The organism is Streptomyces sp. Je 1-369 (assembly GCF_026810505.1).
In the GTDB taxonomy this organism is placed as follows: Bacteria; Actinomycetota; Actinomycetes; order Streptomycetales; family Streptomycetaceae; genus Streptomyces.
This window is the reverse complement of the sequence record NZ_CP101750.1, coordinates 1,296,314-1,309,447: the sequence shown is the minus strand read 5'-3', so window position 1 is coordinate 1,309,447 and position 13,134 is coordinate 1,296,314. Positions and strand designations below refer to the sequence as shown.

The window sequence follows — 13,134 nt, the reverse complement described above, 5'->3', positions numbered from 1 at the left end:
GACGCGTGGGGATCAAGTGGCGGCACTGGGCGCTGCCGGCGGCACCGCTGGCACTCGCCCTGCTGGCGGTGAGCGGCTGTGACAGCTCACCGAGCGAGCCGGGCACCTCGGGCACGTCGGACGCGCGGTCGAAGCCGACGGCGGCGCCGACCGCATCCGTGGCACGGGTGTGCGCCAAGCCCGCCGCCGGTCCCGGGAAGGCGCCGGCGGGCGCGGTGACGGTCGACCCCAAGGTCGTCGGCGACCTGGCCGAGAAGACCAGGAGCAACCCTCCGAAGACCACGTTCTGGCTCAAGCCGGGGAAGCACCGTCTCGAGTCGGACCGGTACGCGCAGATCATGACCAAGAAGGGCAACCGCTACATCGGCGCGCCCGGCGCGGTCCTCGACGGCCGCGAGAAGAACCAGTACGCGTTCAGCGGCACCGCCGACGACGTCACCATCAGCCACCTCACCGTGGAGCGCTTCGTCGCGCCGCACAACGAGGGCGTGGTCAACCACGACATGGCCGACGGCTGGGTCATCGAGCACGCCAAGATCCAGAACAACAAGGGCGCGGGGCTGATGGCCGGGGCCCGGCAACAGGTCCGCGACAACTGCCTGCGCGACAACGGGCAGTACGGAATGAACGCGTACAAGACCGGCGACTCGATCAAGGACCTGGTGGTCGAGGGCAACGAGGTCGTCGGCAACAACACCGGCAACTGGGAACGGCGCAGGCCGGGCTGCGGCTGCACCGGCGGCATCAAGTTCTGGGCCGTCGACGGCGCCGACATCCGCGGCAACTGGGTCCACGGCAACCGCGGCGCCGGACTGTGGGCCGACAACAACAACAACGACTTCCGCATCGAGGGCAACGTCCTCGAAGCCAACGACGGCGCCGCCCTCATGTACGAGACCAGCTACAACGCGGTCATCCGCAACAACACGTTCCGCAAGAACAACTGGGTCGAGGGCCGCAAGAACGCCGACCGCGGCGACGACTTCCCGTACGCGACGATCTACGTCTCCGAGTCCGGCGGCGAGCCCCGGGTCCGCGCCCGCACCGACAAGATCGAGATCTATCGGAACGTGCTGGAGAACAACTGGAACGGCATCACCCTCTGGGAGAACGCCGACCGGTTCTGCAACAGCCCGGCCAACACCTCGACCGGCTACTGCACGCTGCTGGTGAAGGACACCGACACCTGCAAGCGACCGGCCATCACCAAGGCCCCGCTGTACGCCGACTGCCGGTGGAAGACCCAGCGCGTCGACATCCACGACAACCGCTTCAACCTCGACCCGTCCGTCGTCGAGTGCGGGGACGACTGCGGCCGCATGGCGATCATCTCCAACTACGGCACCTACCCCAAGTGGTCGCCGTACAAGGGCAAGCGGGTCTCCGAGGCGATCACCGAGAAGCAGCGCAACCGCTGGCACGACAACGACTACCGCGGACCCTGGAACTTCGTCGCGGGCGACCAGACGCACAAGCTCGACTCGGGACAGTGGCAGGACACCCCGCCCCGCCAGGACGCCGGCAGCACCTTCGTCCGACAGGACGGTGGCTGAGATGAGCACGGACACCGCGGCACGCCCGGCCGGCACACCGAAGGCCGTCGGCGTCGTCTGGGCGCTGCTCGGCCTCAACACGCTGGGCTCCGCGGGGGCGAAGACCATCGTCACCATTCCCCGCTCCCTCATCCAGATGGCCACCATGGGCGCGCTCGTCACCGCGTTCGCGCTGGCCCTCGTACTCAACCTCCGGCTCCGCATCCGGCCCAGCGCCTTCCTCCTCCTGCTCTCCCTGCTGCTCATCCCGAGCGTGCTCTCCAGCGCGAACCTGGAGGTCGGGTACGGCGCGCTGTTCCGCTGCTTCAGGCTCACGCTCTTCGTCGGCACGCTGTGGCTGCTCACCCGCTGGTGGGACGGCAGCCTGACGTTCGTACGCCACCACATCCGGATGTACTTCGTGGCGCTCTGCACGGTCGCCGTCGGCCTCGTCATCGCGCCCGGCACGGCCATGCCCGAGTACTACGGAGGACGCCTCGTCGGTGCGCTGTGGCCGCTCACGCCGCCGCAGATCGGACAGTACGCCGCGGTGATCATCGGGCTCACCGTGCTGCTCCTCATCGGCCGCAGGACCACCAAGGGCAGCGCGGCGTTCGTCATCGTGCCCTCGCTCGTCCTGCTCGCCCTCACCCACACCCGCACGGCCACCGTCGGCATGCTCGTCGGGCTGGCCCTGGCGATCTGCTCGCTCGTCATGACCAGCGCCGCCGCCCGCCGGTTCTTCGCCTGGACGGTCGCGTGTGTCACGGTCGGCGCGGTGGTCTTTTACTCCGCGATCCAGTCGTGGTTCCTGCGCGGCCAGAGCCAGGAGAGCCTCTCCAACCTCACCGGCCGCGCCAAGGTCTGGGACGCCCTCCTCTCCGCGCCCCGAACGACCGGCGAGAAGGTGTTCGGCACGGGCCTCGGCGACAAGTCGTTCGGCGGGCTGCCGATCGACAACAGCTGGCTGGCCGTCTACAACGAACAGGGGTGGACCGGCGTCAGCATCGTGGCGTCGATGCTCGTCGTCCTCGGCGGCGTCGCGCTGCTGCGGCCACCGTCCCTGTCGAGGGCCTGCGCGATCTTCCTGATCAGCTACGTCGGTATCTCCTCGTACACCGAGGCCGGACTCGGCGACGCCTCGCCCTACCTGCTCCACCTGGCCCTGGCCGCCGCGCTCCTCGCGACGCCCGCCCCGCCCCCGCCCCTCTCGACGCCCGCAGTCCCCACCCGACACGTCCCGCGATGGGCCCGGAGGTGACCTCAAGCATGCACGCCAGAAACGATCTGCACGACACGCACGACTTGCGCGTTCTCGTCGTGCACAACCGCTACTCATCGGCCCAGCCCAGCGGCGAGAACCGGGTCGTCGACGAGGAGGTGGCGCTGCTGCGCGCGGCGGGCCACCACGTCGACGTGTTCGAACGGCGCAGCGACGACATCGCCGCACGCTCCCTGCTCAGCAAGGCCACCGTGCCGCTGCTCGTGCCGTGGAACCCCGCGGTGCGCACCGAGCTCGCCGCCCGGCTCCGCGCCGAGCGGCCCGACGTCGTGCACGTCCACAACGTCTTCCCGCTCCTGTCGCCCGCGGTCCTCGCCGCCTGCGCCGACGCCGGCGTGCCCGCCGTCGCCACGCTGCACAACTACACCCAGGTCTGCCCGCCGGGCACCCTGCACCGGGACGGCAGGACGTGCACCGAATGCGTCGGCTCGTCGATGGCGCTGCCCGCCGTCCGGCACGGCTGCTACCGCGACTCCCGCCTCGCCACGGTGCCGCTCGCCGTCAGCCTCGCGGTCAACCGGCGGCGGTGGTGGTCCGGCGTGGAGCGGTTCTTCTGCATCTCCGCGGCGCAGCGCGACACCCTGGTGCGGTCCGGCATGCCCGCCGAACGGCTCACGGTCAAGCACAACTTCGTGCCCGACCCGGACGCCCGCAGGACGGGCGACGGCGAGCACGTGCTCTACCTCGGCCGCCTCGCGGAGGCCAAGGGCATACGGCTGCTCATGGCCGCGTGGGACCAGGTCGCGGCGAGCGGCGGGGTGGGCGTGCCGCTCGTGCTCGCCGGGGCGGGACCGCTCCAGCAGGAAGTGACCGCCTGGGCGAAAGGCCGGGACGACGTGCGCTACGTCGGCCTGTGGGACCCGGAGCGGTGCCGCGAGGGCGTCGCGAAGTCGGTCGCCGTAGTGGCTCCCTCCGTGGCCATGGAGACGTTCGGCCTGGTCGTCGCGGAGGGCATGGGGGCCGGGGTGCCGGCCGTCGCCGCCGCACACGGCGCCTTCGTCGAACTCATCGAGGACGGCGTGACCGGGCTGCTGCACCGGCCGGGCGACGCCACGTCGCTCGCGTCGTGCCTGCGCCGGATCACCACCGACCCGGCCGCCAACCGGGAGATGGGACGGGCGGCCCGGCGCCGCTACGAACAGGGGTTCAGCCCGGCCGTAGGCCTGGAGCGCCTGGAGGAGGGGTACCGCTCCGCGATCGCGGAGCGGTCCGGCGACGGGGAAAGCCCGTCGCCGACAGGAAAAGCAAGCACTGGCTCGCGGTGGGGGACACGCGCGGGCAGATATGGGGGGAACCGATGACAGCATGCCGACTCTGCGGCTCGGCGACGCTGGCGAGCGTCGTCGACCTGGGGGCGACCCCGCCGTGCGAGAGCTTCCTCGCGGCGGACCGACTGGACCTGGCCGAGCCCGCGTACCCGCTGCACCTGCGGGTCTGCACCGACTGCTGGCTCGCGCAGATCCCGCCGCTGATCAAGCCGGAGGAGACGTTCACGGAGTACGCGTACTTCTCCTCCTTCTCGACCTCCTGGGTGGAGCACGCCCGTACGTTCGTCGCCGACGCGGTGGAGCGGGCGGGGCTCGGTGAGGACGCCTTCGTCGTCGAGGTCGCGAGCAACGACGGATACCTGCTGAAACACGTCGTGGAGCGCGGAATCCGCTGCCTCGGCGTCGAGCCGTCGGTGAACGTCGGCGCCGCCGCACGGGAGGCGGGCGTCCCCACGCTCACCGAGTTCCTCTCCCCGGACACCGGTGCGGCCGTCCGCACCGAGCACGGCCCGGCCAACCTGGTCGTCGCCAACAACGTGTACGCGCACATCCCCGACGTCGTCGGCTTCACCCAGGGACTGCGCGCCCTGGTCGCCGACGACGGCTGGGTCTCCATCGAGGTGCAGCACCTGCTGACCCTGATCGAGGAGAACCAGTACGACACGATCTACCACGAGCACTTCCAGTACTACACGGTCGCGTCCGCGATCCGCGCCCTCGCCAGCGGCGGACTCGCCCTCGTCGACGTCGAGTTGCTGCCCACCCACGGAGGCTCCATCCGGCTGTGGGCCCGCCCCGCCGAGGTGGCGGGCGATCCTTCGCAGCGGGTCGCCGACGTACTGGCCCGCGAGAAGGCCGCCGGACTCCAGGAGCTGTCCGGGTACACCGAGTTCTCCGCCCGCGTGGCGAAGGTGCGCCGCGACCTCCTCAAGTTCCTGATCGAGGCGGCCGAGCGCGGCGAGACCGTCGTCGGCTACGGCGCGCCCGGCAAGGGCAACACCCTGCTCAACCACTGCGGGATCCGCCCCGACCTGCTCGCGTACACCGTCGACCGCAACCCGTACAAGCACGGCAGGTTCACCCCGGGCACCCGCATCCCGATCCTGGCGCCCGAACAGATCGCCGCCGACAAGCCGGACTACGTCCTCGTCCTGCCGTGGAACCTGCGGGCCGAACTGGCCGAGCAGCTCGCGTACGTGCACGAGTGGGGTGGCCGCCTCGTCTTCCCCATCCCCGAACTGAGCATCGTCGAGGCCGCGTCCTCGAAGGAGGTCACAGCATGAAGGTCGTTCTCTTCTGCGGCGGCTACGGGATGCGGATGCGCAACGGAGCCTCCGACGACGTGCCCAAGCCCATGGCGATGGTCGGCCCCCGCCCGCTGATCTGGCACGTCATGCGCTACTACGCGCACTTCGGGCACAAGGAGTTCATCCTCTGCCTCGGATACGGCGCCCACCACATCAAGAACTTCTTCCTCAACTACGAGGAGACGGCGTCCAACGACTTCGTGCTGCGCGGCGGGCAGACCGAGCTGCTCTCCACCGACATAGCCGACTGGACGATCACGTTCGCCCAGACCGGCATCGAGTCGCCGATCGGTGAACGCCTCCGCCGGGTGCGCCACCACCTGAACGGCGACGAGATGTTCCTCGCCAACTACGCCGACGTGCTCACCGACGCCCCGCTGCCGGAGATGATCGACAAGTTCTCCCGGCGCGACGCGGGCGCGTCGATGATGGTCGTGCCGCCGCAGTCCTCGTTCCACTGCGTGGAGCTCGGCGACGACGGGCTGGTGGGCGGCATCACCCCGGTCAGCGAACTGCCCATGTGGGAGAACGGCGGCTACTTCGTGCTCCGCCAGGAAGTCTTCGACCACATACCGGAGAACGGCGACCTGGTCGCCGACGGCTGTGCCCAACTCGCCAAGAGCGGCCGCCTGGTGGCGCACCAGCACCGCGGCTTCTGGAAGCCGACCGACACCGTCAAGGAGCGGGCCGCGCTCGACGACTCCTACACCCGCGGCGACCGCCCGTGGGCCGTGTGGGAGCACGACGACGCCGGGGTGGGCGCGTGATCAGGCTCGGCGCGGGACCCCTCGACCGGATCGTCGCGGTGGGCGCGCACTGCGACGACATCGCCATCGGCGCCGGCGGCACGCTCCTCACCCTGTGCACGGCACGGCCGGGCCTGCGCGTCGATGCGCTGGTGCTCTCCGGCGGCGGCAGCGAGCGCGAGCAGGAGGAGCTGGCCGCGCTCACCGCCTTCTGCCCCGGCGCCGAACTCGGCGTCACCGTGCTCAAGCTGCCCGACGGACGGATGCCCGTCCACTGGGACGAGGCCAAGGCCGCGGTCGAGGAGCTGCGCGCACGCACCGAGCCCGACCTCGTCATCGCCCCGCGCACCGACGACGCGCACCAGGACCACCGCGGCCTCGCGCAGCTGATCCCCACCGCGTTCCGCGACCACCTCGTCCTCGGCTACGAGATCGTCAAGTGGGACGGCGACCTCGGCCGCCCCACCGCGTACCAGCCGCTGTCACCGGAGATCGCCGAGGAGAAGGTACGGCTCCTCCAGGAGCACTACCCCTCCCAACGGCACCGGCCCTGGTACGACCGCGAGGCCTTCCTCGGCCTCGCCCGGATCCGCGGAATCGAATGCCACGCGCGCTACGCCGAGGCGTTCGCCGTCACCAAACTCGCTCTCAAGCTGGGGGATTGAACCTTGCGCGTACTGCTCACCGGACACCAGGGCTACCTGGGCACCGTGATGGCCCCGGTGCTCACCGCCGCCGGACACGACGTCGTCGGCCTGGACTCCGGCCTGTTCGCCGACTGCGTCCTCGGCCCGCGCCCCGCGGACCCGCCGGGACCGCGCGTCGACCTGCGCGACGTCACCCCCGACCACCTGACCGGCATCGACGCCGTGATCCACCTCGCCGCGCTCTCCAACGACCCGCTGGGCGCGCTGGCCCCCGACCTCACGTACGACATCAACCACCACGCCTCCGTACGCCTCGCCCGGCTGGCCCGCGAGGCCGGAGTGCGGCGCTTCCTGTACGCCTCCACCTGCTCCGTCTACGGTGCGGCGGGCGGCGGCGAACTCGTCGCCGAGGACGCTCCGCTGCGGCCCGTGACGCCGTACGCGGAGTCCAAGGTGCGCGTCGAGGACGACCTGCACGCGCTCGCCGACGACGACTTCAGCCCCGTGTACATGCGCAATGCCACCGCCTTCGGCTACTCGCCCCGGCTGCGCGCCGACATCGTCCTGAACAACCTGGTCGGCCACGCCCTCCTGTCCGGGGAGGTCCTCGTCCTCTCCGACGGCACGCCCTGGCGTCCGCTCGTGCACGCCGCCGACATCGCACGGGCCTTCACCGCCGCGCTCGCCGCGCCCCGCGACGCGGTGCACGACCTGGCGTTCAACATCGGCAGCGAGACCAACAACGTCACGGTCGCCGAGATCGCCGAGCAGGTCGCCGAGGCGGTGTCCGGCGCGAAGGTGCGGATCACCGGCGAGAACGGCGCCGACCCCCGCTCCTACCGCGTCGACTTCGCCCGCTTCCGCGCCGCGATTCCCGGCTTCGAGTGCGAGTGGACGGTCAAGCGCGGCGCCCTCGAACTCGCCGACGCCTACCGCAAGCACGGCCTGACCCGCGAGGACTTCGAGCAGCGCTTCACCCGCCTCGCCGTGCTGCGCGCGGCCTCCGACGCCGGCACCGTCGACGACACCCTGCGGTGGCGCCGATGACCGAGACAGGCAGGCAGATGCACGCGCTGGTGGAGCGTCTCTACCCGCTCTGCCGGAGCATCACGGGCGACGGCGTGCGTGCCACCCTGAAGATCGTCGACGAGTACCTCCCGCTCACCGTGCACGAGGTGCCGACCGGGACGCGGGTGCTCGACTGGACGGTGCCGCAGGAGTGGAACATCCGCGACGCGTACGTCGCCGACAGCACGGGCCGCCGGGTCGTCGACTTCGCCGCGTCCAGCCTGCACGTGCTCGGCTACAGCGTGCCGGTCGCGGCGACCATGCCCCTGTCCGAGCTGCGCGAACATCTGCACACCCTGCCGGACCACCCGAGCTGGGTGCCGTACCGCACCAGCTACTACAAACCGGAGTGGGGGTTCTGCCTCTCCCAGGAGACCCTGGACGCGCTGCCGGACGGCGACTACGAAGTGCGCATCGACTCCACGCTCGCCGACGGCCACCTCACCTACGCCGAGCACGTCGTCCCCGGGCAGGTCGCCGACGAGGTCATCGTCTCCTGCCACGTCTGCCACCCGTCGCTGGCCAACGACAACCTGGCCGGCATCGCGGTGGCGACGTTCCTGGCCCGGGCGCTGGCCGAGCAGAACCCGTACTACACGTACCGGTTCATCTTCGCGCCCGGCACCGTCGGCGCGATCACCTGGCTCGCCCGCAACGCGGAACGCATCGACCAGGTCAAGCACGGGCTCGTGCTGGCCTGCGCGGGCGACTCGGGGCGGCTCACGTACAAGCAGAGCAGGCGCGGCGACGCGGAGATCGACCGGGTGCTGCGGCACGTCCTGACGGTCTCCGAACGCCCGCACCGCATCACGGAGTTCACCCCGTACGGCTACGACGAGCGCCAGTACTGCTCGCCCGGCTTCGACCTCGGAGTGGGCTCCCTCAGCCGCACCCCGTACGCCGGATACCCCGAGTACCACACCTCGGCCGACAATCCGGACTTCGTCTCCCCGGAGGCGATGGCGGACACCCTGGCGGTCTGCCGCGAGGCGTTCGGCGTCCTCGACCGCAACCGGACGTACCAGAACCTCAGCCCCTACGGGGAACCGCAGTTGGGCCGCCGCGGTCTGTACGACGCGCTCGGCGGCCGCAGCGACACCAAGCAGGCCCAGATGGCCATGCTCTGGGTGCTCAACCTCTCCGACGGCGAACACAGCCTGCTGGACGTCGCCGAACGGTCGGGGCTGCCGTTCGACGCCGTCGCCGTCGCGGCCGACGCCCTGCACGGCGCAGGGCTGCTCAAGGCATGACGCCGATGACCACGGAGCCGAGCGCGGAGCCGAGCGCTGAGCCCAGCGCACGGCGCGGCATCGTCGGCCGGCTGTCCTGGGGCCTCGCCGACCAGGCGGCCTCCAGCATGAGCAACTTCGCCGTGGGCGTCTACGTGGCCCGCTCGCTCGGGGTGACCGCGTTCGGCGTGTTCAGCCTGGCCTGGGTGACCTACGGCGTGGTGCTGAACGTCTCCCGCGGCCTGGCCACCGACCCGCTCGTGGTCCGCTTCAGCGGCGTCCCGGAGAAGGCGTGGCGGGCGGCGGCGGCCCGGGCGTCGGGCACCGCGCTCGGCACCGGCCTCGCCCTCGGCACGGCGTCCTCGGTGATCGGCCTCGCCGTGGGCGGCCGCGTCGGATCCGCGTTCGCCTGCCTCGGCGTCGTCCTGCCCGGGCTGCTCCTCCAGGACGCGTGGCGGTTCGCGTTCTTCGCCGCGGGCAACGGCCGCAAGGCGTTCGTCAACGACCTCGTGTGGTGCGTCGCGCTCGTCCCCGCCCTGCTGGTGGCGGCGCACGTCGGCAGCGTGGCGGCGTTCGTCCTCGCCTGGGGCGGATCCGCCGCGGTGGCCGGGGCGTACGGCTGCTTCCAGTCCGGGATACGGCCCCGGGTGACCGGTGCGCGCGAATGGCTCCGCACGCACCGCGACCTCGGCACCCGGTACCTGGTCGAGAACGTCAGCAACAGCGGCGCGAGCCAACTGCGGGCATACGGCCTCGGCGTCATCGTCGGCGTCGGCGCGGTCGGCGTCGTCCGGGGCGCCGAACTCCTGCTCGGCCCCTTCATGGCCGTCCTGATGGGGCTCTCCCTCGTCACCGTCGCCGAGGCGGCACGCGTCCTGCGCAGGGCCCCGCACCGCCTCGGCCAGTTCTGCCTCGTCCTCGGCGGCGGGCAGGCCGCTGCCGCGCTGCTCTGGGGCGGGGCGCTGCTCCTCGTACCCGACCGGGCGGGCGAGCTCGTCCTCGGCGACGTATGGGGCGCCGCCTCCGAGCTCATCGTGCCGGTCACGCTCGGCGTCGTCGGCGCGGGACTCGGCACCGGCGCCGCCGCCGGACTCCGTGCGCTGGGCGCGGCCCGGCGCAGCCTGCGCAGCCAGCTGTTCGCCTCCGCCTGCTACGTCACGGGCGGGCTCGGCGGGGCGGCCGCGGGCGACACCATCGGCTCGGCCTGGGGCGTCGCCGCCGCGACCGTCTGCGGCTCGGCCGTGTGGTGGCTGCACCTCCGGTGGGCCCTGCGCGAGCACCACCAGAACACCCTTCGCGAAGTGAGGACCACATGACTGCAACTCGGGGCAACCCCCGGCTGAGCATCGGCCTGCCCGTCTACAACGGCGAGGAGTACCTCGCCGAGTCCCTCGACGCCCTGCTCGGCCAGACCTACGAGGACTTCGAGCTGGTCATCTCCGACAACGCGTCGGCCGACGGGACGCAGGACATCTGCCGCAAGTACGCCGCGCAGGATCCCCGCATCCGCTACATCCGCCTCACCCGCAACATCGGCGCCGCACCGAACCACAACTACGTGTTCACCGAGTGCCGCGGTGAACTCTTCAAGTGGGCCTCGCACGACGACCTGTACGCCAGGGACCTGCTGCGACGCTGCGTGGAGGCCCTCGACGAGCGGCCGCACGTCGTCCTCGCCCACGCCGACCAGGCCGTCATCGACGGCGAAGGCAACGTCAAGGTCCCCTACGAGTACACGCTCGCCACCGACTCGCCGCGCGCACCCGAGCGGTTCCGCAGCATGCTGTTCGAGCCCGGCGGCGACGACTTCTACGGCGTCATGCGCGCCGACGTCCTGCGCCGCGTGAAGCCGCACGACAGCTACCACCACGCGGACCGCACCTTCGTCGCCGAGATCGGCCTGCACGGCCCCTTCCACCAGGTCCCCGAACTCCTCTACTTCCGCCGCGACCACCCCACCCGCGCCGAACGCGCCAACCCCTCCAAGCGTTCCCGCTGCGTCAACCTGGACCCGCGCCGCGCGGGACCGCTGCACCCCACGCCCCGGCTGCTCGCCGAGTACGTCGCCGGTTTCGTCTCGGCGATCCGCCGGGCCCCGCTCTCCGCGGCCGACCGGCGCGCCTGCTACGGCCACCTGGCCGCCTGGATGACCAGCCGGGCCCGCCCCGGCGCGGGCGAGCGGGTCGAGGACCGGACCCCGGTCGACCCGGCCGAGTCCGACGTCTCCGTCGACGCCCTCGTGGCCGGACGCGAGGGGCGCCGGGCATGAGGACCGCTTCACGGGTGGGCGTGTTCGGCCTGCTCGGCTCCGGCAACCTCGGCAACGACGGATCGCTCGAAGCCGTGCTCGGGTACCTGCGCGCCGAGCACCCCGACGCGGCCGTGGACGCGCTGTGCGGCGGCCCCGCGACCGTCACGGCCCGGTACGGGATTCCCGCCACGCGGCTGCACTGGAACCGCGGGGAGTACCGGACCGCGTCACGCGTGGGCGCGATCGCCGCGAAGGGCGTCGGCAAGCTCGTCGACATTGCCCGCACCGCCGCCTGGGTGCGCAGGCACGACGTGGTGATCGTGCCGGGCATGGGCGTCCTGGAGGCCACCCTGCCGCTGCGGCCGTGGGGTTTCCCGTACTCGCTGTTCCTGCTCTGCGCGAGCGGCCGGATCTTCCGCACCCGCGTCGCACTGGTCGGCGTCGGCGCCGCCCCGATCCGCGACCGGCCGACGCGGGCCCTGGTGCGCCTGTCCGCGCGGCTCGCCGCCTACCGCTCGTACCGCGACGACCTGTCCCGCGACGCGATGCGGGCGATGGGCGTGGACACGGCACACGACAAGGTCTATCCGGACCTCGCCTTCGCCCTGCCGACACCGCCGGCCGGTACTCCCAAGGGCACGGTCTGCGTCGGCGTCATGGACTTCCACGGCGGCAACGACGACCGCGCACGGGCCGAGGAGATCCACGGGCGCTACCTCGAAGGGACGACCCGGTTCGTCCGCGCGCTCGTCGAGGAGGGCAGGCCGGTCCGGCTCCTCACCGGCGACGCCTGCGACGCGTCGGTGGTCGAGGCGATCATCGACGCGGTGGACTCGCCGCTGGTCACCGCCGCCGAGACGGCAACGCTCACCGACCTCATGCGGGAGATGGCCGCCGCCGACTCCGTGGTGGCGACCAGGTACCACAACCTGGTCTGCGCGCTGAAGGCCGGAACACCGACGCTCGCCCTCAGCTACGCCGCCAAGAGCGACGCGCTCATGGCACGGATGGGCCTCGGCACGTACTGCCACCCGGCCCGCGAGGTCGACGCCGAGCGGCTCCTGGAACACTTCGGGGAACTGGAGAAACAGTCGGCGGAACTGCGCCGGACCCTCGCCGAACGGAACCGGCTCGCCGCACGGCAACTCCAGGACCAGTTCGACGCGTTGACCACCGCCCTGTTCGACAGGGCCCGCACCGAACGCACCTACACCGACGACGCCCACGCCCTGCGGGAGACACCGTGAAAGCCACCCGAGTCCCGGAGATCGACGGCGCGTTCCTCTTCGAGCCGACGCCCTACGCCGACGAGCGCGGCTTCTTCTGCCGCACCTTCGACGCCGACGTGGTCCGCTCCGTGGGCCTCGACCCGAACGCCTTCGTCCAGGACAGCCTGTCCCGCTCGGCCCGCGGTGTGCTGCGCGGCATGCACCTGCGCTCCGGCGCCGGTGAGGCCAAGCTCGTGCGGTGCTCGTACGGGAAGATCTTCGACGTCGTCGTGGACCTGCGGAAGGGTTCCCCGACGTACCGCAACCGGGCCTTCTTCGAGCTGTCCGACGAGTCGCAGCTGACCCTGTACATCCCCGCGGGGTGCGCGCACGGCTTCCAGGCGCTCACCAAGACCGCCGACACCTCGTACCGGATCGACCGCCCGCACGACCCGGCCGAGGACGTCACGATCGCCTTCGACGACCCCGACCTCGCCATTCCGTGGCCGCTGCCGCCCGCGAAGGTGTCCCACCGGGACCGCGAGGCGCCGAGCCTCGCCGAGGTCCTGAAGCAGAAAGAGAGCTGAACCGACCGT

At 71.5% G+C, this 13,134-nt stretch carries 12 protein-coding genes; all 12 read left to right on the top strand.

Annotated elements, in window-relative coordinates; translation table 11 throughout:
- The first annotated feature begins 5 nt into the window (after positions 1 to 5).
- The 12 genes from NOO62_RS06030 to rfbC are packed head-to-tail and all read left to right on the top strand — an operon-like array spanning position 6 to position 13,125.
- Positions 6 to 1,553 (top strand): right-handed parallel beta-helix repeat-containing protein, encoded by a 1,548-nt coding sequence (locus tag NOO62_RS06030; protein WP_268769871.1) that lies wholly within the window; start codon positions 6 to 8, stop codon positions 1,551 to 1,553.
- A 1-nt stretch (position 1,554) separates the two neighbouring features.
- Complete coding sequence (locus NOO62_RS06025; RefSeq protein ID WP_268769870.1) at positions 1,555 to 2,793, top strand: O-antigen ligase domain-containing protein; 1,239 nt, start codon at positions 1,555 to 1,557, stop codon at positions 2,791 to 2,793.
- Positions 2,794 to 2,837: 44 nt separating this feature from the next.
- The gene (locus tag NOO62_RS06020; protein ID WP_268775484.1) at positions 2,838 to 4,115 is read left to right on the top strand and encodes a glycosyltransferase; all 1,278 of its coding nucleotides are present in this window, start codon (positions 2,838 to 2,840) and stop codon (positions 4,113 to 4,115) included.
- Positions 4,112 to 5,365, top strand: a complete 1,254-nt coding sequence (locus NOO62_RS06015) for a class I SAM-dependent methyltransferase (protein ID WP_268769869.1) — start codon at positions 4,112 to 4,114, stop codon at positions 5,363 to 5,365. The genes NOO62_RS06020 and NOO62_RS06015 overlap by 4 nt, the downstream gene beginning before the upstream one ends.
- On the top strand, positions 5,362 to 6,156 hold the full coding sequence (locus NOO62_RS06010; protein ID WP_268769868.1) for a sugar phosphate nucleotidyltransferase: 795 nt from the start codon (positions 5,362 to 5,364) through the stop codon (positions 6,154 to 6,156). The genes NOO62_RS06015 and NOO62_RS06010 overlap by 4 nt, the downstream gene beginning before the upstream one ends.
- Entirely contained in the window at positions 6,153 to 6,800 is a 648-nt protein-coding gene (locus NOO62_RS06005) for a PIG-L deacetylase family protein (protein ID WP_268769867.1), read from the top strand. The genes NOO62_RS06010 and NOO62_RS06005 overlap by 4 nt, the downstream gene beginning before the upstream one ends.
- Before the next feature lie 3 nt (positions 6,801 to 6,803).
- Positions 6,804 to 7,829, top strand: a complete 1,026-nt coding sequence (locus NOO62_RS06000; protein ID WP_268769866.1) for an NAD-dependent epimerase/dehydratase family protein — start codon at positions 6,804 to 6,806, stop codon at positions 7,827 to 7,829.
- Complete coding sequence (locus NOO62_RS05995; protein ID WP_414930769.1) at positions 7,826 to 9,100, top strand: DUF4910 domain-containing protein; 1,275 nt, start codon at positions 7,826 to 7,828, stop codon at positions 9,098 to 9,100. The genes NOO62_RS06000 and NOO62_RS05995 overlap by 4 nt, the downstream gene beginning before the upstream one ends.
- The gene (locus tag NOO62_RS05990) at positions 9,097 to 10,395 is read left to right on the top strand and encodes a hypothetical protein (protein ID WP_268769864.1); all 1,299 of its coding nucleotides are present in this window, start codon (positions 9,097 to 9,099) and stop codon (positions 10,393 to 10,395) included. The genes NOO62_RS05995 and NOO62_RS05990 overlap by 4 nt, the downstream gene beginning before the upstream one ends.
- A complete protein-coding gene (locus NOO62_RS05985) occupies positions 10,392 to 11,348 on the top strand; it encodes a glycosyltransferase family 2 protein (protein WP_268769863.1) in 957 nt (318 codons plus the stop codon). Before NOO62_RS05990 ends, NOO62_RS05985 begins: the two co-directional genes overlap by 4 nt.
- Entirely contained in the window at positions 11,345 to 12,577 is a 1,233-nt protein-coding gene (locus NOO62_RS05980) for a polysaccharide pyruvyl transferase family protein (protein ID WP_268769862.1), read from the top strand. Before NOO62_RS05985 ends, NOO62_RS05980 begins: the two co-directional genes overlap by 4 nt.
- Complete coding sequence (gene rfbC / locus NOO62_RS05975; protein WP_268769861.1) at positions 12,574 to 13,125, top strand: dTDP-4-dehydrorhamnose 3,5-epimerase; 552 nt, start codon at positions 12,574 to 12,576, stop codon at positions 13,123 to 13,125. Before NOO62_RS05980 ends, rfbC begins: the two co-directional genes overlap by 4 nt.
- Positions 13,126 to 13,134: the final 9 nt, after the last annotated feature.